The organism is Streptomyces sp. NPDC029159, assembly GCF_055564055.1.
The window spans coordinates 43,994-70,797 of the sequence record NZ_JBVHWT010000013.1 but is presented as its reverse complement, the minus strand read 5'-3'; the positions used below and the strand labels follow the sequence as shown (position 1 = coordinate 70,797).

Genomic DNA, 26,804 nt, shown 5'->3' with positions numbered 1-26,804 from the left:
CCGCCCGGCGGGCCGGGCACGAGCCGACCGGAGGAGTCCCATGCCCCTGCTGGAGCCGGAACCGGAGGCCCTGCGGCCCGCCCCGACCGGCGGCGCCGCCCCGGACCGGGTCCCTCCGGAGCGCGCGGGCGGCACCCCGGAGCCGCTCCGCGGCGACCTGGTCGCGCTCCTCGGCGCGGACAAGGTGCTGCACACCGTCTCCGACCTCGTCCGCTACGCCTCCGACGCCAGCCCGTACCGCTTCGTCCCGCAGGTCGTCGTGCTCGCCGAGGACATCGACGACATCTCCGCCGTCTTCTCCTACGCGCACGGCAAGGGCCGCCATGTCGTGCTGCGGGCGGCCGGGACGTCCCTGAACGGGCAGGCGCAGGGCGAGGACATCCTCGTCGACGTGCGGCGGCACTGGCGGGGCGTGGAGGTGCTGGACGGCGGCGCCCGCGCCCGGATCCGGCCCGGGACGACGGTGTTGCGGGCCAACGCGGCGCTCGCCCGCCACGGCCGGGTGCTCGGCCCCGACCCGGCCAGCGCCATCGCCTGCACCCTCGGCGGGGTGGTCGCCAACAACGCGTCGGGGATGACCGCCGGGACCACCCGTAACTCCTACCGGACGCTGGCGTCGGTGACCCTCGTGCTGCCGTCCGGCACGCTCGTCGACACCGGTGAGCCGGACGCCGACGACCGGCTGGCGCACGCCGAGCCGGAGCTGTGCGCCGGGCTGCTGCGGATCAAGTCGACGATCGAGGCGGACGCGGAGCTGGTGGCCCGGATCCGTGCCAAGTACACGCTGAAGAACACCAACGGCTACCGCCTCGACGCGTTCCTGGACGGCACGACGCCCACCGAGATCCTGCGGGGTCTGGCGGTCGGCTCGGAGGGCACGCTCGCCTTCGTCGCCGAGACCGTCTTCGACACGCTGCCGCTGGAGCGGTACCCGGTGACCGCGCTGCTGTTCTTCCCCACGCTGCGCGCCGCGGCCGCCGCCGTCCCCGGCTTCAACGGCGCCGGCGCGCGGGCGGTGGAGCTGATGGACGGCAACACGCTGCGGGCGTCGGTGAGCGTGGCCGGGGTGCCGGCCGACTGGGCGCAGCTGCCGAAGGAGATCACCGCGCTGCTGGTGGAGTTCCGGGAGTCCGACGAGGAGGCGGCCGCCGCACAGCTGACGGCCGCCTCGCAACTGCTGGAAGGGGTGGAGCTGGTCGCACCGGTCGCCTCCGTCACCAACGCCTTCACCCGTGACCCTGCGGTGATCGGCGGCTACTGGAAGGCCCGTAAGGCGTTCGTGACGGCGGTCGGCGGCTCCCGGCCGTCCGGCACCACGCTGCTCACCGAGGACTTCGCGGTGCCGCCGGACCGGCTCGCCGATGCCTGTACGGCGCTGCTGGAGCTCCAGGAACGGCACGGCTTCGACGCGGCGGTCGCCGGGCACGCCGCCCACGGCAACCTCCACTTCCTGCTCGCCTTCGACGCCGCCCGCCCCGACGACGTGGCCCGCTACGCCGCCTTCATGGACGCGTTCTGCACGCTGGTCACCGACCGGTTCGACGGCGCCCTCAAGGCGGAACACGCCACCGGGCGGAACATCGCGCCGTTCCTGGAGCGCGAATGGGGGCCGCGCGCCACGGAGTTGATGTGGCGGATCAAGCGCACGCTCGACCCGCACGGCATCCTCGCCCCGCGCGTCCTCCTCGACCGCGACCCGAAGGCGCATCTGCGCGGCCTGAAGACCATCCCCACCGTCGAGGCGATCGCCGACCCGTGCATCGAGTGCGGCTTCTGCGAACCGACCTGCCCCAGCGAGGACCTGACGACCACACCCCGGCAACGCATCGTGCTGCGCCGCGAGATGCTGCGGCAGCCGCCCGTCTCCCGGGTCACCGACGCACTGCTCGACGCGTACGGCTACGACGCCGTCGACACCTGCGCGGGCGATTCGACCTGCAAGCTGGCCTGTCCGGTGGGGATCGACACCGGTGCGCTGATGAAGGACTTCCGCCACCGGCGGCACTCACCGCGCGAGGAGCGGGCGGCGGCGCTGGCGGCCCGGCACTTCGGCCGCGTCGAACGCGCCGCGCGGCTGGCCGTGGCCGCCGCCGGGCACCTCGACGACCGGCTGCTGGAACGGGTCACCGACGCCGCCCGCAAGGCCGTCCGCCCCGATCTCGTCCCGCGCTGGCTGCCGCAGCTCCCCGGCGCCGCGGCCCGGGAACTGCCCGCCACCGGGCGGACGACCGCCACCGCGGTCTACTACCCCGCGTGCGTCAACCGCATCTTCGGCGGCCCGGCGGGCGATACGGGTCCGTCGCTGCCGGAGGCGGTGGTGACGCTGGCGCGGCGGGCCGGTACGCCGGTGTGGATCCCGCCGGACGTCACCGGTACGTGCTGCGCCACGATCTGGCACTCCAAGGGCTACGACCGGGGCACCGTGGTGATGGCCAACCGCATCGTCGAGGCGGCCTGGGGCTGGACCGCGGGCGGACGGCTGCCGCTGGTCGTCGACGCCTCGTCCTGCACGCTCGGCATCGCCCGGGAGGTGGTGCCGTATCTGACGCCCGCCAACCGCGCCCTGCACGCGGAGCTGACCGTCGTCGACTCGGTGGTGTGGGCCGCCCACGAGCTGCTGCCCCGCCTGGAGATCCACCGCCGTACCGGCTCCGCGGTGCTCCACCCCACCTGCTCCATGCAGCACCTCGGCGACGAGGCGGAGCTGCGGCAGGTGGCCGAGGCGTGCGCGGCGGAGGTGGTGGTGCCGGACGACGCGGGGTGCTGCGCGTTCGCCGGGGACCGCGGGATGCTGCACCGGGAGCTGACGGAGTCGGCGACCGCCCTGGAGGCCGCCGAGGTCGCCGCCCGGGAGTGGGACGCGTATCTGTCGGCGAACCGGATGTGCGAGGTCGGCATGGACCACGCGCTCGGTACGCCGCGCTACCGCTCGGTGCTGACGGAGCTGGAGCGGGCGACGCGGCCGGACGGCAGCTGAAGCGCGGGGTGCGTGCCCTGTGGGGGCGGGCGCGCACCCCGCGCAGGTCACTCCTCGGCGCCGATGTGCAGCGCCACCGCACTCCGTGCCGGAACCGTCAGCTGCGCGGTGCCGTCGTCGCCGACGGTGACGGTGTTGCCCGCGCAGTCACCGGGCGCCGCCTCGACCACGTTGCAGTACGTGCCCGCCGACAGGCCGGTGGTGAAGGTGCGGGAGACATCGCCGTCGCCGTCGTTGATGGCCACGAAGCCGGAGTCGCCGCGGCTGAAGGAGAGCGCGTCGCCGCCGTTGTCCCACCAGTTGGCGAGGTCGGCCGAGCCGACCTTGTTGTGGAAGCCGACCATCCCGGTGACGGCGGTCGCGGCGTGCTCGTTCGTCCAGCCGTCGCCGCCGGAGGGCGGGCCCGCGTCCTTGTCGTCCCAGGTGTAGCCGGAGTAGACGTTGGGCGAGCCGTAGGGCGAGGCGAGCAGGAAGACGTTGGCGAGGGTGTAGCGGTCGCCGTCCTTGTAGGTGAGCGTGGAGCCGTTGCGTTCGGTGTCCCAGTTGTCGACGAAGGTACGGGCCTTGTCGCCGGGGAGCTTGCCGTCGCCGACGGACTTCAGCTGCGCGATGGTGCCGGCCTGGAAAGCGCTCTTGAGGTGGGTGCCGTAGCGGAACTCGTCGACGTCCCCGATACCGGTGTACTCCTCCGGCTTGACGGCCTCGCCGTCACCGCCGATGACCTCGCTGACCCAGTAGCCGGGGTCCTGGCTCATCTTGCCCTTGATGGCGGCGATGTCGTCGGCGGCCATGTGCTTGGCGGCGTCGATCCGGAAGCCGTCGGCGCCGAGGGTGCGCAGGTCGTCGAGGTAGCCGGCGATCTTGCCGCGGACCGCGTCGCTGCCGGTGTCGAGGTCGGCGAGGCCCACCAGTTCACAGTTCTGGACGTCGTCGCGGTTGCCGTAGTCGGAGATGTCCTTGCGGCAGCCGTGGAAGTCCTGGTCCTGGTAGGTGCCGGGGTAGTCGTACTTGGTGTACTGCGAACCGCCGGTTCCGGTGCCGGAGCCCGCGGACATGTGGTTGATGACGGCGTCCGTGATGACCTTGACCCCGGCGGCGTGGCACGCCTTGGTCATCGCGGCGAAGGCGTCGCGGTCACCGAGCCGCCCGGCGATCTTGTAGCTGACGGGCTGGTAGGAGGTCCACCACTGGTCGCCCTGGATGTGTTCGGAGGCGGGTGACACCTCGACGTAGCCGTAGCCCGCCGGGCCGAGTTGGTCGGTGCACGCCTTGGCGACCTCCGTGAACGGGCGCTCGAAGAGGGTGGCGGTGACCGTCTTCTCCCCGGCCGGGGCAGCGGCCGCGCGCCCTCCGCCCGGGGTGGCCTGGGACGGCCAGGGCATGACCGCGGCGAGACCGGCGGCGGCCAGCACACCGGCCAGCGTCCCGCCCAGCACTCGGGAACGTTGCTGCATCTTGCGGCTCCTTCGACGAACGGGCGCGGACGTGCCGCGCCCGGGAACAAGCAGCCACGCGCCAGGCCGCCATGGGGGGGGATTCCGCGTCGGAGCCTGCCGCTCTTCCGTGGACACGTCAAGGCTCGTCGTAAGGTTTTTCAGTTATTTACGCAAGAGATTGCGGGTCGTACGGGACGCATGAGGCGCACCGCCGGGCGCCCTCTCCCCGCTCCGGGCCGGGCTCCGTGGCGCCGTTCCGGGGCGGCCGACGAGAAGTCCAAGTGCCCGAACGCTCCGTCCAACCGGCCCTCTTGTGCCGTCGGCCGCCCAACCGCCAGGGTCCTGGGCGAGGTTCACGTAGGCACCCGCCATCCGCTCTCCTGGAGGACCGATGAACGAGGCCCATTCGCAGAACCAGGCATCCCCGTCCGACGGCCACCCGGCCGCGGCCTCCCCCGCCGACGAGCCCGGCCCCAGCCGCCGTTCGGTCCTGTGGACCGCGGGCGCGGCGGGCGCCGGTCTCGGCCTCGGCGGACTCACGGCGGGCCAGGCCGCGGCCGCCTCCCCCACGCGCGGTACCGCCGCGGCGGCCGAGGCGGCGGCTCCTGCGCCCCGGGGAAAGACCATGATCGGGGTGCCGTTCGAGCCGCGCAGCACCGTACGCGTCGGCATCATCGGTCTGGGCAACCGCGGCGGCAGCATGATCGACCTCTTTCTGGCGGTCCCCGGCGTCCGCGTCGTCGCGGTCTGCGACCCGGTGAAGGAGAAGACCGCCCAGGCCGCGAAGAAGGTGACCGACGCCGGGCAGCCCGCACCCGCCGTCTACGCCAACGGCGAGGAGGACTTCGTCCACCTCTGCGCCCGCGGCGACATCGACTTCGTCTACGCGGCCACCCCCTGGGACCGCCACTTCGACATGGCCGCGACCGCGCTGCGCCACGGCAAACACGTCGGCGTGGAGTGCCCGCTCGCCCTCCGCCTCGACCAGCTGTGGGAACTGGTCGACCTCTCCGAGCGCACCCGCAGACACTGCTTCCAGATGGAGAACTGCTGTTACGGCAGGAACGAGATGCGGGTGCTGCGCATGGCGCACGCCGGGCTCTTCGGCGATCTGCTGCACGGCGCCGGCGCCTACAACCACGATCTGCGCGGCCTGATGTTCGACCCGGAGTACTACGAGGGACCCTGGCGCCGCCTGTGGCACACCCGGCTCCGCGGCGACCTCTACCCCAACCACGGCTTCGGCCCCGTCGCCAACTACATGGACGTCAACCGCGGCGACCGCGCGGTCCGCATCGCCAGCTTCGGCACCCCCGCACTGGGCCTCGCCGCCTACCGCAAGGAACACATGCCGCCCGGCGACCCGAGCTGGAAGGAGTCGTACATCGAGAGCGACCGGACGATCAGCCTCGTGCAGACCGCCAAGGGCCGCGTCATCCGCCTCGAACACGATGTCTCGACGCCGCACCCCTACAGCCGGATCAACAGCCTCGGCGGCACCAAGGGCGTCTTCGAGGACTACCCGGAGCGCATCTACATCGAGCCCGACCACAGCAACGACGAGTGGGGCGACTTCGGGAAGTACGCGGAGTGGGACCACTGGCTGTGGAAGGAGCACGCCAACCCGCCGGGCGGCCACGGCGGCATGGACTACATGCTTGTCTTCCGCATGATGCAGTGCATGCGGCTCGGTCTCGTACCCGACTTCGACGTGTACGACGCGGCCACCTGGACCGCGCCCGTGCCGCTGAGCGACGCCTCCATCAAGGCGGGCGGCGCACCGCAGGAGATCCCCGACTTCACCCGCGGCCACTGGAAGAAGGCCCGGCCGGGGATGGACTCGGAGAAGCCTGCGGAGTGACGGCCGACGACGGGCCCGGGCCGCTGCGCCCGGGCCCGGGCGTCACCCTTCCAGGTGGGCCCGGTCCCCCATCACCACGACCGGGTGGCGGGCCGGATCGAGGGCACGGAGCAGACCGGCCATGCCCTCCTTGGCGATGCTGACGCACCCCGAGGTGCCGCTGCCGTGGTCGAGATGGAGCCATATCCCGCCGCCCTTGGCCTGCCCCTCGGGCCGCTCCGGGTCCAGCGGCGACCGGCCCGGGACGCGGTTGTAGTTCACGGCGACGACGTAGTCGAAGTCGTGCCGGGTGTTCTTCGACCAGTACGCGGGCGGGGTGAACGCGGCGGTGTGGGCGTACGGCAGCCTGGCGCCGGGGTCGGCGAGCACCCCGCCCGCGTCGGTCAGCGTGAACACCCCGACAGGGCTGCGTCTGTCGCCCTCGCGGTGGTCCGTCGTCCAGCCGTGCCGCCCGTTGTGCGCCGCCCAACTCCCCTTCTTCTCCCAGCCCTTGGCGTCCTTGTCGTACAGGACGAGCGTGGCGTCCGGGGAGTCGGCGCCACGGCCGTAGACGGCGACGACCTGGCGCGAGGCGGCGGGGATACGGGCGCGCAGCGCCGGGCCGATGCCGGGGACGCGGGTGAGCGGTGCGGCGCGGGCGGCATCGCTCCCGCCGTCCGCGCCGTGCCCGCCGTGGGCCCGGGCACCGGCGCGGTCGTCGTCCTGCCCGCCGCTCCGACCGGTGGAGCCGCAGCCCGCCAGCAGCACCAGCCCCGCCGCGGCCGACGCCACGGCCCGCATCACACCACCCGCATGTCGCATGTCCCCATGCTGCCATCCGCCACCGACAACGCCTCAGCCGCGGTCCGGGCGCCCGCCGGTCACGGTCCGTCGGCCGGCCCGGAGCTGTCCGGGACGACCCGCACCGCGGAAAAACCGTTTGAATTCGACCGGCCACCGCGCCAGCCTGCCTGAACGTGTCCGCGACGCCGCGTCATCCGCCCTGCCCGGCGAGGTCGCGGCATCCGGTGCGCGCACCCGCACGGTGACGGCCCGGCGCCCCACCGGCGTCGGGCGCGGGCACCGGCACCACGGGCGCCAGCACCGCCCCGGACCTCACCCGCCTCCACCGCCGACCACCTCGCGCCCACCGACCGCGCCCTCTCCACCAGGCCCGGATCCGCCTCCGACACCGTCCGCACGAAGCGCGTGCACCGCTCCCCGTCCGATCCGCCCCGCCCGCTTCCAGGGCCGCATCCGGCCCGCCACCCCCGTGCGCCCTACCCGGCGCCCCACCTCAACGTCTCTGGACACCATGCAGATTCGCGACCTTCCCTATGCCGACCCCGGCGAACCCGACGCCCGCAGCGGCGGCGCCCTCCTCCGCTGGCTCTACCGCAACCAGCTGGGCGGCCAGCTCAAGGCCCTCTTCTGGGGGCTGGTGCACACCGGTGCGCAGGCCACGTTCCCCGTACCCGTCGGCCTCGCCGTCCAGGCGGTCGTCGACCGGTCCGGCTCCCGACTCGCCCTCGCCGGCGGGCTGCTGGCCGTCCTGGGCGCGCTCGTCGCGCTCGGCGACACGATGCTGCACCGGGCGGCGGTGACCAACTGGATCACCGCGGTCGCCCGGATGCAGCAGCTCCTCGCCCGCAAGGCCACCGACATGGGCTCCGCCCTCACCCGCCGGGTCGCCTCCGGCGAGATCACCACCGTCGGCACCGGCGACCTGGAGAAGATCGGCTGGCTCGTCGAGGGCGTCTCCCGGTTCGGCGCCGCGGCCGTCACCTCGGTCGGCGTCTGCGTCGCCCTGGTGCTCTACCAACCGGCCCTCGGCACCGTCGTCGCCATCGGCGCCCCCGTCCTTGCGCTGGCGGTGCTGCCGCTGCTGCCGCACGCGACCCGCCGCGCCGACGCCCAGCGGGAGAAGGCCGGACACGCCACCGAACTCGCCTCCGACACCGTCGCCGGACTGCGCGTCCTGCGCGGCATCGGCGGCGAGGACCTCTTCCTCGACCGCTACCGCACCGCCTCCCAGGAACAGCGCCGGGCCGCGATCCGCAGCGCCCGCATGTGGTCGCTGATCTCCGCCGTCCAGGTCGCCCTCCCGGGTCTGCTGCTCGTCGCGGTGGTCTGGTACGGCGTCCATCTCGCCCTCCAGGGCCGGATCGCGATCGGCGAGCTGGTCACCGTCTACAGCGCCGTCACCTTCCTCCTCTTCCCGCTGCGCCACTTCGAGGAGACGGCCATGGCGTACGCCTTCGCCCTCCCCTCCGCCGACCGCGCCGCCCGGGTGCTGGCGCTGACCCGCCCCACCGGCGGCGGCGTCACCCCGGACGGCCCGCTCACCGGTGATCTGCACGACCCGGTGACCGGACTGACCGCCGCCGCGGGCCGGTTGACCGCCGTGGTCTGCGGCGATCCGGACGCCGCCGGACGGCTCGCCGACCGCCTCGGCGGCCACGCACCGGACGCCGAATCCCCGCCCTCCGCGGCCGAGGTGCCCGATGCCGCTCCCCCGGCCGAGGCCCCGCCGTCCGTCCTTCTCGGCGGCATCCCGCTCGACGCCGTCCCGCGCGAGACGGCACGCGCCACCGTCCTCGTCCAGGACAAGGACCCGACGCTTCTCTCCGGCACCCTCGGCGAACTCCTCGACGTCCCCGCCTCGGGCCGCGTCGAGACCGCCGACGCACTCGACGCGGCGCAATGCGGCGATGTGCTGGCCGCGTTGGCCCAGGCGTCGGCCGACCCGTCCGGCGACCCGGGTACGGCCCGGATCACCGAGCGCGGCCGCTCCCTCTCCGGCGGCCAGCGCCAGCGTCTGGCCCTCGCCCGTTCGCTGGTGACCGACCCCGAGGTCCTCGTCCTCGACGAGCCGACCAGCGCCGTCGACGCGCACACCGAGGCGCGGATCGCCGACAGGCTGCGGGCGCTGCGCACCGGCCGCACCACCGTCGTCCTCACCGCCAGCCCGCTGCTGCTCGACCGGGCGGACGAGGTGGTCTTCCTCCGTGGCGACGTCCTGGTGGCCGCCGCCCCGCACCGCGAACTGCTCCGCACCTGCCCCGCGTACCGCGCCGTCGTCACCCGCGACACCGCGCCGCCCGACCTGCCCGGCGACGACCGCCCGCAGCCCGCGGGCGCCGCCACCCGTACCGCACCGATCGAGGAGACCGCATGATCGGCCTGGCCCCACCGGAGCACGATCCGGACGCCCCGCAGACCGCCACCACCCTGCCGGTCGGCTCCCCGGCGACGGTGCGGTCCTACGTGGCCGGGCTGCTGCGGCGCCACCGCACGGCGTTCGCGCTGCTCATCGGCGTGAACACCACGGCGGTCGTCGCATCGATGGCCGGCCCCTATCTCCTCGGCGGGCTCGTCGAGGACCTCTCCTCCGGCGCCATGTCCCTCCCGCTGGGCACCACCGTCGCGCTCTTCCTCGCCGCGCTGCTGGTGCAGACGGTCTTCGTCCGCATCGTCCGGCTGCGCGGGGCGGTGCTCGGTGAGGAGATGCTGGCGGATCTGCGGGAGGACTTCCTCGTCCGGTCGGTGGCGCTGCCGCCGGGAGTCCTGGAGAAGGCGGGCACCGGCGATCTGCTGTCCCGGATCACCACGGACATCGACCGGCTCTCCGAGGCCATGCGGGAGGCCGTGCCGCAGCTGGCCATCGGGGTGGTCTGGATCGTCCTGCTGCTGGGTGGGCTGGTGGTCACCGCGCCGCCGCTCGCCGTGTCCGTCGTCGTCGCGCTCCCGCTGCTGATCATCGGCTGCCGCTGGTACTACGCCCGCGCCCCACGCGCCTACCGCTCCGAGGCCGCCGGGTACGCCGCGGTGGCCGCCGCCCTCACCGAGACCGTCGACGCCGGCCGCACGATCGAGGCGCACCGCCTGGGCCGGCGGCGGGTGGCCTTCTCCGAGCGGCGGGTGCACGAGTGGACCCGCTGGGAGCGGTACACACTCTCTCTGCGGTCGGTGTTCTTCCCGGTGATCAACGTGACGTATGTGCTGCTCCACGGCACGGTCCTGATCCTCGGTGGTGTCTTCGTCCTGCGGGGCTGGATCACCCCCGGGCAGCTGACGACCGGTGCGCTGCTGGCGCAGATGATGACCGAGCCGGTCGACATGGTGCTCCGCTGGTACGACGAGTTGCAGGTGGCCCAGGTCTCCATCGCCCGGCTCGTCGGCGTACGGGAGATCGAACCGGACGCCACCGATGCGGCGCTCACCCCGGACGGCCGGGACGTCCACGCCGACGAGGTGCGCTTCGGTTACCGCCCGGGCGTGGACGTGTTGCACGAGGTGTCGCTGCAAGTGCGGCCCGGCAGCAGGATTGCGCTGGTGGGTCCGTCGGGGGCCGGGAAATCGACGCTCGGCCGGCTGCTGGCGGGGATCTACGGGCCCCGGACCGGCTCGGTGACGCTGGGCGGCGCGGAGCTGTCCGCCATGCCCGCGGAGCGGGTCCGCTCGCATGTGGCACTGGTCAATCAGGAGCACCACGTCTTCGTGGGCTCGCTCCGCGACAATCTGCGGCTGGCCCGCGCCGACGCTGCGGAGGACACGCTGTGGGCGTCGCTGACCGCGGTCGACGCCGAGGGCTGGGCGCGGGCGTTGCCGGACGGTCTGGACACCGAGGTCGGCTCCGGCGGCCATGCGCTGACCCCGGCGCAGGCGCAGCAGATAGCGCTGGCCCGGCTGGTGCTGGCCGATCCGCACACGCTCGTCCTCGACGAGGCGACCTCGCTGCTCGACCCGCGGGCGGCCCGCAGTCTGGAGCGGTCGCTCGGGCAGGTCCTGGACGGCCGTACGGTCGTGGCCATCGCCCACCGGCTGCACACCGCGCACGACGCGGATCTGATCGCGGTGGTCGAGGCCGGCCGGATCAGCGAACTGGGCAGCCATCAGGAGCTGGTCGCCGCCGACGGTGCGTACGCGGCGCTGTGGCGCTCCTGGCACGGCTGAGGTGCGGGCGCGCCCGGCCGCGCGGCGGCGCACCCGTACGGAGCGGCCGGGCCTCTGCGCGGCGGGTGTCGGCCCGGGCGCCGCAGCGCCTCGTCCGGTGGCGGCGGCAGGGGCCGGCCGGGGCGGCGCCGCGGCGAGCCGCGCCGCCGGGGCCGGGCCGTGGGTCAGACGTAGCCGAGCGCGCCGAGGGCGCCGATGCCGCCGAGGAGCATGAACGCGGGCATGAGGATCTTCAGCTCGATCCAGCTTCCGGCGCGGAACCGCATGGCCTGCGGCGGACCGACCGGGAACCAGCGCTTGCGGCCTATCGGTATGGGCCACAGGACCGGGCAGCCCGACACCGTCAGGGCGTCGCCGATGTCGTGCACCAGCGCGCCGAGGACGATCGGCAGGCCCAGCCAGAGGTACTCCTGGCCCGGGTCGGTGAAGAGCCAGCCGGCGCCGTTGCCCGGCTGGTCGAGGATGCCCACCAGGATCCACGCCATGGTGGCGCCCAGAAGCCACACCAGGATGTCGCTGGAGACCCGGGCCGCGCGCCACAGCAGCCCTTCGATGGCCAGCACCATGTGGACGAAGAGGATGCCCAGCACCGCCCACCGCCCGCCCTCGACGGCGAGGAGCGACATGCCACCGCCGACGAGAACGGCCCAGAGCCAGGTGTGGGTGAGCGTGCGGTGACCGCCGGAACGGTTCGAGTCGCCGCGCATCTTCGTCGCCTTGTACACGGCGTGCGAGAGCTTGTCGACCACGTCGCAGACCATCCGCGACAGCGGCCCGAAGGAACGGGAGATGGTCGCGGACTTGTGGTCCAGGTCGGGGGCGAGTGCTGCCCCGGCGCAGATCAGGGCGCCGCAGACGAGCACGGGCCAGGGCATCGGATACCCGGCGCCTGCGGCCGCCGCACCCACCCCCAGCCAGGCCGCGGCCCCGGACAGCGAATGCGCCGGTCCCATCATGGTCGTTCCCCACCCCTTGAATTCCGGTGTCCGGTCTCTGTGACGCCTGGTCGGCCACACAGCGTAACGCCAGATGATCTCCATATGAGCGGCCGGTTCCCGGATACGGGCCGGGGCCAGGCAGTATGGGGGCGTGACCCTCATCGATCATTTGCCGAACGACGCCGACCCCGATGCCCTCTTCGAAGCCTTTTCGAGCTGGGCCGAGCAGCAGGGCATCGCGCTCTACCCTGCCCAGGAGGAGGCGCTGATCGAAGTGGTCTCGGGCGCGAACCTCATCCTGTCGACCCCGACCGGCTCCGGTAAGAGCCTGGTGGCGGCCGGCGCCCACTTCACCGCGCTCGCCAACGACCAGGTCACCTTCTACACCGCGCCGATCAAGGCGCTGGTGTCGGAGAAGTTCTTCGATCTGTGCAAGCTGTTCGGCACCGAGAACGTCGGCATGCTCACGGGCGACGCGTCCGTCAACGCGGACGCCCCCGTGATCTGCTGCACCGCCGAGGTGCTCGCCTCCATCGCCCTGCGGGACGGCAAGGACGCCGACATCGGCCAGGTCGTGATGGACGAGTTCCACTTCTACGCGGAGCCGGACCGCGGCTGGGCCTGGCAGATTCCGCTGCTGGAGCTGCCGCAGGCGCAGTTCATCCTGATGTCCGCGACGCTCGGCGACATGTCGCGGTTCGAGGAGGATCTGACGCGGCGCACCGGCAAGCCGACGTCGGTGGTGCGGTCGGCGACCCGGCCCGTTCCGCTGTCGTACGAGTACCGGGCGACACCGATGACGGAGACGCTGACCGAGCTGCTGGAGACCCACCAGTCGCCGGTCTACATCGTCCACTTCACCCAGGCGGCCGCCGTGGAGCGGGCGCAGGCGCTGATGAGCATCAACATGTGCACACGTGCCGAGAAGGACGAGATCGCCAAGCTCATCGGGAACTTCCGGTTCACCACGAAGTTCGGGCGGAACCTGTCCCGTTACGTCCGGCACGGCATCGGCGTGCACCACGCGGGGATGCTGCCCAAGTACCGGCGGCTCGTCGAGAAGCTGGCGCAGGCCGGTCTGCTGAAGGTGATCTGCGGGACGGACACGCTCGGCGTCGGCGTCAACGTGCCCATCCGTACGGTGCTGTTCACCGCGCTGACCAAGTATGACGGCACCCGCGTGCGGACACTGCGGGCCCGGGAGTTCCACCAGATCGCGGGGCGGGCCGGCCGGGCCGGTTTCGACACCGCGGGCTTCGTCGTGGCGCAGGCCCCCGATCACGTCGTTGAGAACGAGAAGGCGCTGGCCAAGGCGGGCGACGATCCGAAGAAGCGCCGCAAGGTGGTGCGGAAGAAGGCGCCCGAGGGGTTCGTCAACTGGGGTGAGAACACCTTCGAGAAGCTGATCGCCTCCGATCCCGAGCCGCTGACCTCGCGTTTCCGGGTGACACACACGATGCTGCTGTCCGTGATCGCCCGGCCGGGCAACGCGTTCGAGGCGATGCGCCGACTGCTGGAGGACAACCACGAGCCGCGTCGCAATCAGCTGCGGCACATCCGGCGGGCCATCGCGATCTACCGGTCGCTGCTGGACGGCGGCATCGTCGAGCAGCTGGACGAGCCGGACGCGGAGGGCCGCATCGTGCGGCTGACCGTCGACCTCCAGCAGGACTTCGCGTTGAACCAGCCGCTGTCGACGTTCGCGCTCGCGGCGTTCGACCTGCTGGACCCGGAGTCGCCGTCGTACGCGCTGGACATGGTGTCGGTCGTGGAGTCCACGCTGGACGATCCGCGGCAGATCCTCGCCGCCCAGCAGAACAAGGCGCGCGGCGAGGCGATCGCGCAGATGAAGGCCGACGGCGTCGAGTACGAGGACCGCATGGAGCGGCTCATGGACGTCGAGTACCCCAAGCCGCTGGCGGATCTCCTCTTCAACGCCTACGGGCTGTACCGCCACAGCCACCCGTGGGTCGGCGACCACCCGCTGTCGCCGAAGTCGGTCATCCGCGACATGTACGAACGCGCCATGACCTTCACGGAGTTCACGTCGTTCTACGAGCTGGCGCGTACCGAGGGCATCGTGCTGCGGTACCTGGCGAGCGCGTACAAGGCGCTGGACCACACGGTCCCCGACGATCTCAAGTCCGAGGACTTCGAGGACATCATCGCCTGGCTGGGCGAGATGGTACGGCAGGTCGACTCCAGCCTGCTGGACGAGTGGGAGCAGCTGGCCAACCCGGAGACGGAGACGGCGGAGGAGGCCGCGGAGCGCGCCGATCAGGTCCGGCCTGTCACGGCGAACGCGCGGGCGTTCCGGGTGCTGGTCCGCAACGCGATGTTCCGGCGGGTGGAGCTCGCGGCGCTGGACAAGGTCGAGGAGCTGGGCGAGCTGGACGCGGACTCCGGCTGGGACGTCGATGCCTGGGGCGACGCGATGGACGCCTACTGGGACGAGTACGAGGAGCTGGGCACCGGCCCGGACGCGCGTGGTCCCAAACTGCTGCAGATCGAGGAGGATGCGGAGCACGGTCTGTGGCGGGTGCGGCAGACCTTCGCCGATCCGAACGGCGATCACGACTGGGGCATCTCCGCCGAGGTCGATCTGGCCGCCTCCGACGAGGAGGGGCGCGCGGTGGTGCGTGTGACGGAGGTGGGGCAGCTGTGAGCGAGATGCGGCGGGCCGTGGCGGGGAGCTGCCGGCCATGACGAATCCGGCGGAGAAGCTCGTCGATCTGCTCGACCTGGAGCAGATCGAGGTGAACATCTTCCGCGGCCGCAGCCCGCAGGAGTCCCTCCAGCGGGTCTTCGGCGGGCAGGTCGCGGGCCAGGCGCTGGTGGCGGCGGGGCGGACCGTGTCGGACGACCGGCCGGTCCACTCCCTCCATGCGTACTTTCTCCGCCCGGGCCGCCCCGGGGTGCCGATCGTGTACCAGGTCGAGCGGGTGCGTGACGGGCGTTCCTTCACCACCCGCCGGGTCGTCGCCGTCCAGCAGGGACGCACGATCTTCAATCTGACCGCCTCCTTTCACAAGCCGGAGTCCGGCTTCACCCATCAGTTGCCGGTCCGTCAGGTGCCCGGGCCGGAGAATCTGCCGACGATCGCGGAGGAGGCCCGCGCGCATCTGGGCGCGGTGCCCGAGGCCCTGGAGCGTATGGCCCGGCGGCAGCCCTTCGACATCCGGTATGTCGACCGGCTGCGGTGGACGCCGGAGCAGCTCGAAGGCGCCGAGCCGCGCAGCGCGGTATGGATGCGCGCGGTCGGGCCGCTCGGTGACGATCCGCTGGTGCACACCTGCGCACTGACCTACGCCAGCGATATGACGCTGTTGGACGCGGTCCGCCTCCCCGTGGAGCCGCTGTGGGGACCACGCGGCTTCGATCTCGCCTCCCTCGATCACGCCATGTGGTTTCACCGGCCGTTCCGCGCCGATGAGTGGTTCCTGTACGACCAGGAGTCCCCCATCGCGACGGGCGGCCGGGGCCTGGCCCGCGGCTCGATCTACGACCGGGAGGGCAGGCTGCTGGTCTCCGTCGTCCAGGAGGGCCTTTTCCGGCCGGTGTGAGGGGCGGACGGTCCGCGCCGGTCGGGCCTGGTCGGCCCCGTCGGCGCCACGGGCCGTCGGCGGCGGGGGACGGAGGATGGTCCGTTGGTGATGCTCCGCGGGCGGTGCGGCGCCTCGTCGCGGGCCCGCTCGACGGCTCGGTTGAGGTTGACGCGGTACCACAGCACCTCGTCGAACGCCTCGGCGACCAGGACGCTTTCGTATGCCTCGCGAGCGGCCGGGGTGGCGGTGATCACGGAGGCGAAGTGGGGCTTGAGGTCGCGGAGCACGGCCCGTTCCGCCGTGTCCGGGACGACGGAGGCGAATTCCTCCGGGGGCAGCACCGCGGCGAGGACGGCGGCCGCTTCCCAGGCGTCGGCCGCCTGCCCCATGAGCTGGGCAACGCGCCGGCCACGCCACTGGCGGGCCCGCCAGTCCTGGCCCTCGTCGAGCATCGTCCGCACCGCCGCCGGGGTGTTGGAGTGCAGCAGCTCGGGTGCGCGGTCGGCGAAGACGGCGACCTCCGAGGCGAGGTAGAGCCAGACGAGGGCGCCGTAGCGGTTGACGTAGAACCTGACCGGGGTGAAGCAGCCCGATTTGGTCAGGCGTAGGAAGCGGCCCGGGCCGATGCCCATGAGGGCGGCGGCTTCCGTGGTGCCGACGGTGCGGATCCGCTCCCGGAAGACCTCCGGGTAGTCCGGCGCGGACCGCAGCCGGTGGATCTCTCCGACAGGGACGCGGCGTCGGAGGTGCGCGGCGCCGGGCCGCGGCGCGGTCCCCGCCGGGACCGTGCGCACCGCGCCGAGCTGGACCGCCAGCTCCAGCTCCCCCGTCCTCAGCTCCAGTTCGCGGGCAGCCCGGCTCATCGTGAGTGTCTGCTGTCCGTCGTGCATGACTGTCATGGAAATCCCCCGCAGTCCGGTTGGTCACTGACAGTCACGACTGTAGCGGGGGCGTGTGACAGCCGGTCAACCCTGCTCTCGCCCCTGTGGATAACTCTGCGGTTTGCGGGCCGCGACGCCGAGATGTTCACCGACGCGGTTGACGAGCAGCGTCATCTCGTAGGCGATCTGTCCCATGTCGGCGTTGTGGCCCGCCAGTACGCACAGGCAGCTACCGTCCCCCGCGGCGGTCACGAAGAGGACCACGTCGTCGAATTCGACCATCGTCTGCCGCACCCGGCCGGCGCGGAAGTGATGTCCGGAGCCCTTCGCGAGACTGTGCAGGCCCGAGGCGACCGCGGCCAGGTGTTCCGCGTCCTGTCGTGCGAGGCCCTGGCTCACGCCGGTGACCAGGCCGTCGTTGGAGAGAACCAGCGCGTGCCGCACCTTCTCCACACGCTGCGTCAGATCGTCCAGCAGCCAGTCGAGTCCGCTGGTCAGTGCCATGCTGCTTCCTCCCCGTGTCTCCGTCCCCGCCTGTGGCGCGGACGGCAGCCGGTACATGACTGCTGTGCCAGCGTGGCCCACCTCCGGCGTCTCGGCAAGCGGCCCTGCGGCGTGCCCTGCGCAGCACGATCACTGCGGATGGGGAGTATGTGCCCATGGCACGAAAAATGACGAAAGAAGAGTGGCTGAAGTTCCTCTCCGGAGGAACCCGCACCGGCAAGGTGGCGACCGTACAGGCCGACGGCCGCCCCCATGTGACTCCGGTCTGGTTCGTCGTGGACGGCGACGAGTTGGTGTTCAACACGGGCAAGGAGACCGTCAAGGGCCGCAATCTGCTGCGGGACGGCAAGGTGGCGCTGTGCGTGGACGACGAGCGGCCGCCGTTCTCGTTCGTCGTCGTCCAGGGCACCGCCGAGATCGGCGAGGACGTGGCGGAGGTCCGGCACTGGGCGACCCGTATCGCGGCGCGTTACATGGGCGAGGAGCGGGCCGAGGAGTTCGGTGCGCGCAACGGTGTCCCCGGGGAACTGGTGGTCCGGGTCCGCGTCGACAAGGTGGTCGCCATGGCCGACCTCGCGGCGTGACCCCGGGGCGGCGCGGCGTCCGGTGACGGGCCGCGCCGCCCCGGGAAGCCCCGCTCGCGGCACACTGGGCCACGACACCGGTGCGGTGGCGGCCCGTCCGTCCACCGCGCCTTCCACCCCGGCGCCGCCCTCCCGGGCAGCCGCCGTCCCGTCCCGGAGGAGCCCGATGACCGACGGAGAGGTCCGACACCCGCAGAAAGTACGGGAGTTCTTCGGTCCGCGTGCAGCCCACTGGGAGGCCCGCTTCCCGGACGACGGACCGGCCTACGCCGCCGGGGTCGCCGCGCTGGACCTGCGGCCCGGGGAACGGGTCCTGGACGCGGGCTGCGGCACGGGCCGGGCGCTGCCCGCGCTCCGGGCGGCGGTGGGGGCACGCGGAACCGTCCTGGGCGCCGATCTCACCCCGGAGATGCTGGACGCCGCCGTACGGGCGGGGCGGGACGCGTCGGCGTCGCTGCTGCTGGCGGACGCGTCTCGCCTGCCCGTCGGCGACGCGGCGCTCGACGCCGTCTTCGCCGCGGGGCTGATCTCCCACGTGCCGGACCCCGCGGACAGCCTCGCCGAATGGGCCAGGGCGGTCCGCCCCGGGGGACGGCTTGCGCTGTTCCATCCGGTGGGCCGGGCCGCGCTCGCCGCCCGCAAGGGCCGGGCGCTCACCCCCGACGATCTGCGGGCGGAACCGAATCTACGGCCTCTGCTGGCCGCCGCGGGCTGGGAGTTGGTGCGGTACACCGACGAGGAGAACCGCTATCTGGCGCTGGCCGTGCGCAGGGGCTGAGCGCTAGGGCGCCTCATCCGTGCCGGCCGCCCCGGGGGCCGTCGACGGACCCGGGCCTTCCGTGTGCGGCACCGGGCAGGTGCCGGCACGGCGCCCCGGGAAGGTGCCCAGGTCGGCGACGCGGAAACCGTTGGGGTAGCCCTTGATCTCGGGGTTCTGCCGGGCGTAGTGCGGGGTGCGGCGCGGTGGCATCAGCCGTACCGCGCGGGCGCGCAGTCGCAGGGCGGTGCGCACCGCGGTACGGACGGCCGGGCGCGGCGGCTTGTACCGGAAGGCGGTGATCAGGGAGTCGTCCAGGAGGGCCATGCTCGCACCGCGCACCACCGGGGCGAGCGGGCCGTACCAGCCCGCCATCAGGTCCAAGGTGGCGTCCGAAACCCGCCGGGCGCCCTCGTCCCAGCCGAAGTGGGCCTCTTCGTAACTGTCGAGGCAGTGCGCGAACTCCTCGTAGGTTTGCGGGATGCCGGTGATGCCCATGTGGCGGCCGAGAGTGGCGTAATACGTCGCCATGGCGCGGGTCTCGTGGTCGCTCAGCCGTCGCCAGCCGTACTGGTCGATCCAGCGTTTCGGCACCACGACGAAGGTGCACAGGACGTAGCGCATGTCGTCGTTGCTGATGTCGTAGCTGCGGTGCATCTGGTTGATGCGGCGGATCGCGGTGCGGCCGTCGGCGCCGTCGAAGCCGTGCTCGACGACGGCGTCCAGGAGGAGCGCGGTGTCGTCGTAGCGCTTCTGGGTGCGGTCGGTGAGTTCGGCGGTCTCGGCCAGCAGACGGCCGATGCTGGGCACCGCGTAGGTGCGGTAGAGGGCCAGTTCGAGGGCCCGGGTCATGTCCCAGGGGAATTCGTGGGTCGCGGTGATGCGGTAGATCCGCAGGTAGTCGCGTTCCGGGTCGAGTCGCCGGATTTCCTTCAGCCAGTCGTAGCGCTGCACCTGGTATGCCCCGTCCGTTCGATTGGAAGACTTCGACCTTAAAGGTGTCCAGAGCGGCGTCCCGTCCGTACACCGGGCAGCGTGGCCGGAAGACGCCGTGGCGCGTTCCGGCCCCCGGGACGGCGGGCGGTGGAGGGCGCCCGCTTCTGGTGACAAGGCCGTACCGAGCCATTTAAGGTGCGCCGACGACTGTCGGACAGACCGGATGGGGTGGCTGGCGTGGCGACGAGCGAGGACGCTGGCGACGACCAGTTGTTCGTGCTGACGGCGGTGCTGTTGACACCCGCGCAGTTCCCGAGCGTGCTGGGCGACGACTACCCCGAGGTGTGCGCGGGCCTCGGCCTCGAACCGTATGCCGAGGGGTACGGCCTGGTCCTAGGGCAGGACGGCCGGGGCGCCCGGTGGACGGTGGCCACCGAGGACGTGCCCCTGGTGGCGTGCGCCGTCGCCGCCTGGGACTGCGGTATGGAATACGACCTCTCCCCCGGGGAGGACAGCGTCGTCGCCGCGTTGCCCGGCTGGCCGCTGGCGCTGGCCGTGGCCGCGCCCGGGATACCCGAGCCGCACGATCCGGCCCCCGAGGAGGGCGGCCGTCCTGCGCTGACCCCGCCGGACGCCTCCACGTGGGGGCCCGCGCAACGGCGGCTGGGTGCCGACGAGATCGCGATGCAGTGGGCGGTGTGGCGGGAGCAGACCGACGGCGAGGTGACGTTCGTGGCGCCCGGTGCGCAGCCGCACACCGGCATCCGGCAGGTCCTGGCCGAGGCGCGCGGCTATGTGACGCAGCCTCCGCCACCGGGGCGGGTCCGGTCGTCGTTCGCCGCGGGTGAGGCACGCACCCTGCGGGTGGACGGCCCCGGGTGGAGCATGGTGGCCCGCACCGACGACATCGCGTTCGTGCTGCTGGACGAGGAGCCGGGCGAGGTGCACCCCGTCGGCCGCGGCCCGGAACTCCCCGCGTTGCTGGCGTCGTTGGACGCGCTCGCGGCCCGCCCCGTCTGAGGGTGGTCCGGGCGCCGCCGGGTGCGTCGACGTCGATTGTCAGACCCTCGTGATGGACTTGTCCTGCATCGGTCGACAAAGCTCACGGGGAGGCATTGATGCAGGTGATGAGTGGTGCGCGCATCCGGATGACGGTGGCGGGACAGGTTGGCACACGGACCTTCGGCACGGCGGGGCGGAGCGGTGGCGCGGCGGACGCCGGAGCGTTCGCAGGGGCACCGGCCCCCGAGGCCCCGACGGCTCGTGGAGAGGGCCGCGGCCGCGGCTCGGGTACGTCTTACGGCAGGGCGTTCCGGGACGGCCGCGCCTCTGCGGCGGGCCGCGCCGGGGCGGGCTCGCGCGGGATGGCCGGCACGGTCACCGGAGTCCGTAGGCGCCCTTCGGACAACCACCGGCCGGTGGCGCCGCGCCCGGCGTACCGGTGCCCTGACATGGGCGCGCGGGCCGTACGGCAGGGGTGAGCACGGGCTGACCGGCATGGCGTCCGGTCCGGTGTGACACGGCGAGGAGAGGCGAGAGGAAGCCGTCCGGCCTGGGGCATTGCCCGGGCCGGACGGCTTGTCCGGAAGTCCGTCAGGAGTTGGACCAGCCGCGGGTGGACAGGACGAGGCGGTAGCCGTCGGGGTCCTCGATGGTGACGCCCCATTCGTTCCAGTAGGGGTTCGGCGAACTGACGCGCGTGCCGCCGTGTGAGACGAGCCGGGACACCAGCTCGTCGGGGACGGGCCCGTCCAGGTAGATGACCAGCAGGTCCTCTTCCGTGGGGCGGGGTTCCTCGGGGTGCTGGGCGTCGTGGACCAGTTCGAGGTGCCAGGAGGCATCCGGGTGCCCGACCATGAGCAGGTCGGGCACTCCGGGCTCACCCGTCACCCGGTAGAGGACCGCGAGGTCCAGCCCCTGCACCCAGAACCGTTCGGCCCGGGCGAGATCGCGGGACGGTCGGGCGATACGGATGTGGCTGGCACCGGTGAACGGCACGGTGGCCCCCTTAGCTGCGGATGTCGGTGGCGGACGGACTGCCTGCCGGTGGTCGTGTCCGCGAGCGTAGGTACGGGAGGGGCATGCAGGCATCGGGCCGCGGTCCCGGTCCCCCTGGAAAGGGTCCGGGTCCGGAGACGTAGGGCGCGTACACAGAGTCGTACCGTTCGCCTGGCCGGCATGGTGCGCGGCGTCGGGGCGTGCCCTCACAGCGCGGAGGGACGCTCCGAGCCGGGCGGCGTATGGGTGTGGTCCGACGACGCCGCGGAGGGCATCTCAGACGGCGCGGGCTACCTCAGATACCCGTCGCCGAGCGGACTCAGGCGCCGCGAACGGCCTCGGGCAGCGCGGACGGGACCGGGCCACCGGCGGTTTCAGGAACGCCGAAGGCGCCCCCGTCGGCAGAGGGTGTTCGCCCGCTGCCGGCGGAAACGCCCCGGTTGCTGGCTGTCTCAGCGGCCCAGTTGCTTGCGGCTCACGTGCCGCAGGCGGCGGCGCTGGGAGGGGTCCAGCGTCAGATAGGCGACGACCGGCACCCCGACCATCACCAGGAGGGCCGCCCAGAGCGGCAGCAGCCACAGCAGGATCACTCCCGCCGCGACGCCACCCACTGCGACCTTCGCCCGTGTGGACATCGATTCACTCCCCTTCCGCGGCACGTACCGCGCTCTGTCACTTCTTGAACGCCGTCCAGGCTCCGCAGGTTCCATGAACAGCTTGCGCGTCCGGTACCCTCGGGCGCCACATCGGACAGTAGTCAAACTTGAGGAGTCCGTTTCACGTGACCGACCTCCCGCTGTCACTCTCCACCTCCCGACCAGGTCTGTCAGCCACCCTCGCCGACTGCACGGCCACCTTCCTGCCCTCGGACCCACCGCGTGCCGGACAGCTCGCCTTCTGGCGTCCGGACGGTGCGCCCCTGGACGCCGCCCCGGATTCCTTGAACGCCCCGACCGCCACGGCGCCCGCACCGGCTCCGGACGGACAGCTGCCCGCAACCATCGAGCAGCTGACGGTCGCGCTCCCCGGGGACGACAACGGCATCGTGCTCCGCGACGTACCGGCCCTCCTGCTGCCCGTCGCGGAGGCGCTCCCGCTGCTCACCCGCGCCCGGGGTGGCGGCAGTGCGGATCCCGCCGTCGCCTTCTGGGGCACGGCGGCGGTGGTCGCGCTGCAACTCGTCGCCCGGGGACGGCTGCTGCCCGGGCTGAGCGCCCAGGGGTACGACGCCTGGCGGCTGGGGCCGTTCGATGCGGCGGACGGGGAGCGGGTGCGTGCGCTGGCCGCCGCCATGCCGCCGTATGCGCGCGCCGCGCCGCTCCCCGCACCGGACGGCTCGGCTCCGGACGGCACCGTGCTGCTGCCGGAGGCGGAGCGGCATCTGCGGGCCTTCCTCGACGCGGTGGCCGACGGACTGCCCCGCTCCCCCGCCGCCGATCTCGTCACCGGCGCCCCGGCCTTCGCGGCGGCCGCCCCGCAGCACATCCCGGAGCAGCACGCCTGGGCGGCGGAGATCGCCGCCGGGCACGATGCGGGCGTACGGCTGTCGCTGCGCCTCGAGGTCCGCGGGCACGGCGGGCTGCCCCCGGCCTCCGGGGAGGGCGAGCTTCTCGCCGCCCCGGGGAGCCTCACCTTCGCGGCCGTTCTCCAGGTCCACAGCGTGACGGACCCTGGCGTGGTGGCGGACGCGGCGGAGGTGTGGGCCGGGGGCCCGGCCACCGGGGAGGCGTTCGGTGCGCGGGCCCGGATGGACACCCTGGTCACGCTGCGGCGGGCGGCCGCCGCGTGGGCGCCGCTCGCACCGCTGCTCTCGGCGGCGGTACCGGACACGCTGGAGCTGGACGACGACGAGGTCGTCGCCCTGCTGGGCCCGGCGGGGCGGTCGCTGGCCGCCGCCGGGGTGCAGGTGCACTGGCCGAAGGAGCTGGTCACCGGCGTGACCAGCCACGCGGTGCTCGGACAGGACGCCCCCGGGGACGGCACCGGGCCGGAGGGCGCCCAGGCTGGCGCCCCCGGCCCCCAGGAGGACGGCGGCGCGGCGTGGGGCGGGCGGTCCGGTGGCGCGGCGGCGTGGCTGTCGGCCGATGCGCTGCTCTCGTTCAGCTGGCGGTTCTCGGTGGGCGGACAGGCCCTCGACCGGGCGGAGCTGGACCGGCTCGCCGAGGCGGGACGGCCGCTGGTGCGGTGGCGGGACCGATGGGTGCTGGTCGACCCGGAGGCGCTACGAGCTGCTCGGGGGCGCACGGACCGTACCCTCACGCCCCTCGATGCGTTGGGCGCCGCGCTGACCGGCAGCGTCGAGACCGACGACGGCGACCGGGTCGCGGTCGAGGTGACGGGCCCGCCGGCCGCGCTGCGGGACCGGCTCGCCGATCCGGAACGCCCGGACCGGGCACCTGTGCCGCAGCCCGCGGCGCTCGCCGCCACCCTGCGCGACTACCAGCTGCGCGGACTGGAATGGCTGCACCGGATGACCTCGCTCGGGCTGGGCTGCTGCCTCGCCGACGACATGGGGCTGGGCAAGACGATCACGCTGATCGCGCTGCATCTGCACCGTGCGGCCACCCCGGAGACCGCCGGTCCCACGCTCGTGGTGTGCCCCACCTCCCTGCTGGGCAACTGGCAGCGGGAGATCGAGAAGTTCGCCCCGGGGACCGCGGTCCGCCGCTACCACGGCGCGCGGCGCAGCCTGGCCGATCTCGCGCCGGACGAGTTCGTCCTCACCACGTACGGCACCCTGCGGCTGGACGCCGCGCGGCTGGCGGAGGCGGGGTGGGGGCTGGTCGTCGCGGACGAGGCGCAGCATGCGAAGAACCCCGCCTCGGCGACCGCGCGGGCGCTGCGGACGGTGCCTTCCGGGGCGCGGGTGGCGCTGACCGGCACACCCGTGGAGAACAATCTCTCCGAGCTGTGGGCCGTCCTCGACTGGACGACACCGGGGCTGCTGGGGCCGCTGGGACGGTTCCGGAAGCACTACGCCCAGGTCATCGAGGGCGGCGGCGCCTCTCCAGAGGCGGTGGCCGCGGCCGAGCGGTTGGCGCGGCTGGTACGGCCGTTCCTGCTGCGCCGCCGCAAGTCGGACCCCGGGATCGCCCCCGAACTGCCGCCGAAGACGGAGACCGACCGCGCGGTGGCCCTCACCGCCGAACAGGCCGGACTGTACGAGGCGGTGGTGCGGGAGGGGCTCGCGGAGATCGCGGGGACGGACGGCTTCGCGCGGCGCGGGCTGGTGGTCCGGCTGCTGACCTCGCTCAAGCAGATCTGCAACCACCCCGCGCAGTACCTCAAGGAGCTGGAGGGCACCGCGACGACCCCCTCCGCACGGCCGGAGCTACCCGTTCCGGTGAAGGAAACCGGGGCTCCTACGGGTGCTGCGGTTTCGGCGGGCGCGGGGAACTCGCCGCGGATCGCCGGGCGTTCGGGAAAGGTGGAACTGCTCGACGAACTGCTGGAGACCCTGCTGGCCGAGGAGGCGAGTGTGCTGGTGTTCACCCAATACGTACAGATGGCGCGCCTGCTGGAGCGGCATCTGACGGGGCGCGGCGTTCCCGTGCAGCTGCTGCACGGTCAGACGCCGGTGGCGCGGCGGGAGGAGATGGTGCGGCGCTTCCAGGAGGGGGCGGTGCCGGTGTTCCTGCTGTCGCTGAAGGCGGCGGGCACCGGGCTCAACCTCACCCGTGCCTCCCATGTCGTGCACTTCGACCGCTGGTGGAATCCGGCGGTCGAGGCCCAGGCCACCGACCGTGCGTACCGGATCGGGCAGACCCAGCCGGTCCAGGTGCACCGCATGATCACGGAGGGCACGGTCGAGGACCGTATCGCCGGGATGCTCGCCCGTAAACAGCAGCTCGCCGACGCGGTGCTCGGCGCGGGCGACGCGGCGCTGACGGAGCTGACCGACGCCGAGCTGGCGGAGCTGGTCACCCTGCGGGGAGAGCACGGATGACGGGACGGCCGCGCCCTCAGGGGCACGACGGACAGGACGTACGGGAAGGCGAGTGGGACGGGGTGACGGGGGTCGTGGAGGAGATGCGGGCGGAGTACGGGGGTGCCTCCTCCGGTGGACGCGAGGCGGTGCCCGAGCGGACGTTCGCGGCGCTGCCCGCGGTGCGCGGCGGGGCGTTCGCGCAGAGCTGGTGGGGCCGGGCGTGGCTGAAGGCGCTGGAGGACACCGCGCTCGACAGGCAGCAGGTCAAGCAGGGGCGGCGGCATGCGCGGGCCGGTGCGGTGGGGGCCGTGTCGGTGCGGCCGGGACGGATCACGGCCATGGTGCAGGACCGCGATCACACCCGGCACCGCACCGATGTCCTGCTGCAGCAGCTCGGCCCGCGGGAGTGGGACCGGCTGCTGGATGTGATGGCGGACCGCGCCGGGCACATCGCCGCACTGCTGGACCGTGACATGCCGCCGGTGCTCGCCGAGGACGCGTCCGACGTGGGGATCGAACTCCTGCCGGGCATCGGCGATCTGGAGTCGGAGTGCAGCTGCGAGGAGTGGGACCACTGCGCCCACTCCGCCGCGCTCTGCTACCAGCTGGCCCGGTTGCTGGACGAGGATCCGTTCCTGTTGTTGCTGGTCCGCGGCCGCGGGGAGCGGGAGTTGCTGGACGAGTTGCAGGCCAGGAGCGCGGCGCGGGCCGCCGGCGCCTCCGGGGAACGGCCGCCGACGGTCGTCGGCGCCCCCGCGGCGCAGGTGTATGCGGCACGGGAAGCGCTGCCGCCGCTGCCCGAGCTGCCGCCTTCCGTGGACGCCTGGGACGACCCGGCTCCCCTCGGGGGCGGCACCCCGCCCGAGCCCGGGGTGGAGGTCGCGGCGTTGGAGCTGCTGCGGGCGGACGCGGCGGCGCGGGCCCGGGAGTTGCTGGCCGGGGCCCTCGCCGCCCGGCCCGGTCAGGCGCCGCCCGCGCTCACCCGCGCGCAGGACGCCGTACGGCTGGCGGCCGCCGAGCCCGAGCCCGCGGCGGCGGCGCGGTTGGCGGCGGGTTCGGGGCGCGATGCGCGGGCCATGGCGCTGGCGGTGCGCGCCTGGCGGCTGGGCGGCGCGACGGCGCTCGACGTCCTGGAGGAGGACCGGGTGCCGGATCCGGCCGATCTGGTGCGCGCCCGGGCGCAGCTGGCCGCCGCCTGGCCGGACGCCGCGCAGCCCGAGCTACGGATGTCGCGGTCCCGTTGGACGGTGCGGGGCGGCGACGCCCAGCTGCGCCGCGGACGGGACGGACGCTGGTGGCCGTACCGCAAGGAGCAGGGCCGTTGGGCGCCGGCCGGACCGGCGGCGCAGGATCCGGCGGCGGCGCTCACCACCGCGATATCCGGTCCGGACGCCCCGGAGCCGCGGGACGGCGCGGGCGCGGACGCCGCCGTATAGCGCCCCCGTTCGCGCCGGTCCGCCCCGGGTGCGTCCGGGTGTCCGCCCGGCCGATCCCCGCCGCCCTCCTGCGGGCGGGCGGCGGGGC

General features: G+C 73.2%; 19 protein-coding genes. 11 read left to right on the top strand and 8 right to left on the bottom strand.

The window, feature by feature from the left end; translation table 11 throughout:
* The first annotated feature begins 40 nt into the window (after positions 1–40).
* Positions 41–2,977, top strand: a complete 2,937-nt coding sequence (locus ACZ4U4_RS23520) for an FAD-binding and (Fe-S)-binding domain-containing protein (protein ID WP_467877663.1) — start codon at positions 41–43, stop codon at positions 2,975–2,977.
* A 47-nt stretch (positions 2,978–3,024) separates the two neighbouring features.
* On the opposite strand, the gene ACZ4U4_RS23515 is transcribed toward ACZ4U4_RS23520, so the two are convergent.
* Positions 3,025–4,431: an alpha-amylase gene (locus ACZ4U4_RS23515; RefSeq protein ID WP_467877660.1), complete on the bottom strand. Its 1,407-nt coding sequence runs from the start codon at positions 4,429–4,431 to the stop codon at positions 3,025–3,027.
* A 373-nt stretch (positions 4,432–4,804) separates the two neighbouring features.
* On the opposite strand from ACZ4U4_RS23515, the gene ACZ4U4_RS23510 reads away from it, so the two are divergent.
* Positions 4,805–6,274 (top strand): Gfo/Idh/MocA family protein, encoded by a 1,470-nt coding sequence (locus tag ACZ4U4_RS23510; protein ID WP_467877657.1) that lies wholly within the window; start codon positions 4,805–4,807, stop codon positions 6,272–6,274.
* Between the two features lie 42 nt (positions 6,275–6,316).
* On the opposite strand, the gene ACZ4U4_RS23505 is transcribed toward ACZ4U4_RS23510, so the two are convergent.
* Positions 6,317–7,075 (bottom strand): L,D-transpeptidase family protein, encoded by a 759-nt coding sequence (locus ACZ4U4_RS23505; RefSeq protein ID WP_467877654.1) that lies wholly within the window; start codon positions 7,073–7,075, stop codon positions 6,317–6,319.
* A 493-nt stretch (positions 7,076–7,568) separates the two neighbouring features.
* Between ACZ4U4_RS23505 and ACZ4U4_RS23500 the strand changes: the two genes are divergently transcribed.
* Entirely contained in the window at positions 7,569–9,431 is a 1,863-nt protein-coding gene (locus ACZ4U4_RS23500; RefSeq protein ID WP_467877651.1) for an ABC transporter transmembrane domain-containing protein, read from the top strand.
* Complete coding sequence (locus tag ACZ4U4_RS23495; protein ID WP_467877649.1) at positions 9,428–11,209, top strand: ABC transporter ATP-binding protein; 1,782 nt, start codon at positions 9,428–9,430, stop codon at positions 11,207–11,209. The genes ACZ4U4_RS23500 and ACZ4U4_RS23495 overlap by 4 nt, the downstream gene beginning before the upstream one ends.
* Positions 11,210–11,373: 164 nt before the next feature.
* Here the strand turns inward: ACZ4U4_RS23495 and ACZ4U4_RS23490 are convergent, their stop codons facing one another.
* Positions 11,374–12,165 (bottom strand): metal-dependent hydrolase, encoded by a 792-nt coding sequence (locus ACZ4U4_RS23490; RefSeq protein WP_467877646.1) that lies wholly within the window; start codon positions 12,163–12,165, stop codon positions 11,374–11,376.
* A gap of 133 nt (positions 12,166–12,298) precedes the next feature.
* Between ACZ4U4_RS23490 and ACZ4U4_RS23485 the strand changes: the two genes are divergently transcribed.
* The gene (locus ACZ4U4_RS23485; protein WP_467877643.1) at positions 12,299–14,812 is read left to right on the top strand and encodes a DEAD/DEAH box helicase; all 2,514 of its coding nucleotides are present in this window, start codon (positions 12,299–12,301) and stop codon (positions 14,810–14,812) included.
* Positions 14,813–14,849: 37 nt separating this feature from the next.
* Positions 14,850–15,710, top strand: coding sequence for an acyl-CoA thioesterase (locus ACZ4U4_RS23480; protein WP_467877640.1), 861 nt, complete (start codon positions 14,850–14,852; stop codon positions 15,708–15,710).
* Here ACZ4U4_RS23480 and ACZ4U4_RS23475 read toward each other — a convergent pair.
* Complete coding sequence (locus ACZ4U4_RS23475) at positions 15,647–16,582, bottom strand: DUF6397 family protein (protein WP_467877638.1); 936 nt, start codon at positions 16,580–16,582, stop codon at positions 15,647–15,649. The genes ACZ4U4_RS23480 and ACZ4U4_RS23475 overlap by 64 nt on opposite strands.
* Before the next feature lie 75 nt (positions 16,583–16,657).
* Entirely contained in the window at positions 16,658–17,077 is a 420-nt protein-coding gene (locus tag ACZ4U4_RS23470) for a roadblock/LC7 domain-containing protein (protein ID WP_467877635.1), read from the bottom strand.
* Positions 17,078–17,232: 155 nt separating this feature from the next.
* On the opposite strand from ACZ4U4_RS23470, the gene ACZ4U4_RS23465 reads away from it, so the two are divergent.
* The gene (locus ACZ4U4_RS23465) at positions 17,233–17,661 is read left to right on the top strand and encodes a PPOX class F420-dependent oxidoreductase (RefSeq protein ID WP_467877632.1); all 429 of its coding nucleotides are present in this window, start codon (positions 17,233–17,235) and stop codon (positions 17,659–17,661) included.
* A 166-nt stretch (positions 17,662–17,827) separates the two neighbouring features.
* The gene (locus tag ACZ4U4_RS23460) at positions 17,828–18,439 is read left to right on the top strand and encodes a class I SAM-dependent methyltransferase (protein ID WP_467877630.1); all 612 of its coding nucleotides are present in this window, start codon (positions 17,828–17,830) and stop codon (positions 18,437–18,439) included.
* 3 nt (positions 18,440–18,442) lie between these two features.
* Here the strand turns inward: ACZ4U4_RS23460 and ACZ4U4_RS23455 are convergent, their stop codons facing one another.
* Positions 18,443–19,372 (bottom strand): oxygenase MpaB family protein, encoded by a 930-nt coding sequence (locus ACZ4U4_RS23455; RefSeq protein ID WP_467877627.1) that lies wholly within the window; start codon positions 19,370–19,372, stop codon positions 18,443–18,445.
* Positions 19,373–19,591: 219 nt separating this feature from the next.
* Between ACZ4U4_RS23455 and ACZ4U4_RS23450 the strand changes: the two genes are divergently transcribed.
* Positions 19,592–20,374, top strand: a complete 783-nt coding sequence (locus tag ACZ4U4_RS23450; RefSeq protein WP_467877625.1) for a hypothetical protein — start codon at positions 19,592–19,594, stop codon at positions 20,372–20,374.
* Positions 20,375–20,947: 573 nt separating this feature from the next.
* Here the strand turns inward: ACZ4U4_RS23450 and ACZ4U4_RS23445 are convergent.
* Positions 20,948–21,352: a VOC family protein gene (locus ACZ4U4_RS23445; protein ID WP_467877623.1), complete on the bottom strand. Its 405-nt coding sequence runs from the start codon at positions 21,350–21,352 to the stop codon at positions 20,948–20,950.
* A 452-nt stretch (positions 21,353–21,804) separates the two neighbouring features.
* Positions 21,805–21,987, bottom strand: coding sequence for a hypothetical protein (locus ACZ4U4_RS23440; protein ID WP_391642534.1), 183 nt, complete (start codon positions 21,985–21,987; stop codon positions 21,805–21,807).
* Positions 21,988–22,133: 146 nt separating this feature from the next.
* Between ACZ4U4_RS23440 and ACZ4U4_RS23435 the strand changes: the two genes are divergently transcribed.
* Positions 22,134–25,298, top strand: coding sequence for a DEAD/DEAH box helicase (locus tag ACZ4U4_RS23435; RefSeq protein WP_467877620.1), 3,165 nt, complete (start codon positions 22,134–22,136; stop codon positions 25,296–25,298).
* Positions 25,295–26,716, top strand: coding sequence for an SWF or SNF family helicase (locus ACZ4U4_RS23430; RefSeq protein WP_467877618.1), 1,422 nt, complete (start codon positions 25,295–25,297; stop codon positions 26,714–26,716). The genes ACZ4U4_RS23435 and ACZ4U4_RS23430 overlap by 4 nt, the downstream gene beginning before the upstream one ends.
* The last annotated feature ends 88 nt before the right edge of the window (positions 26,717–26,804 follow it).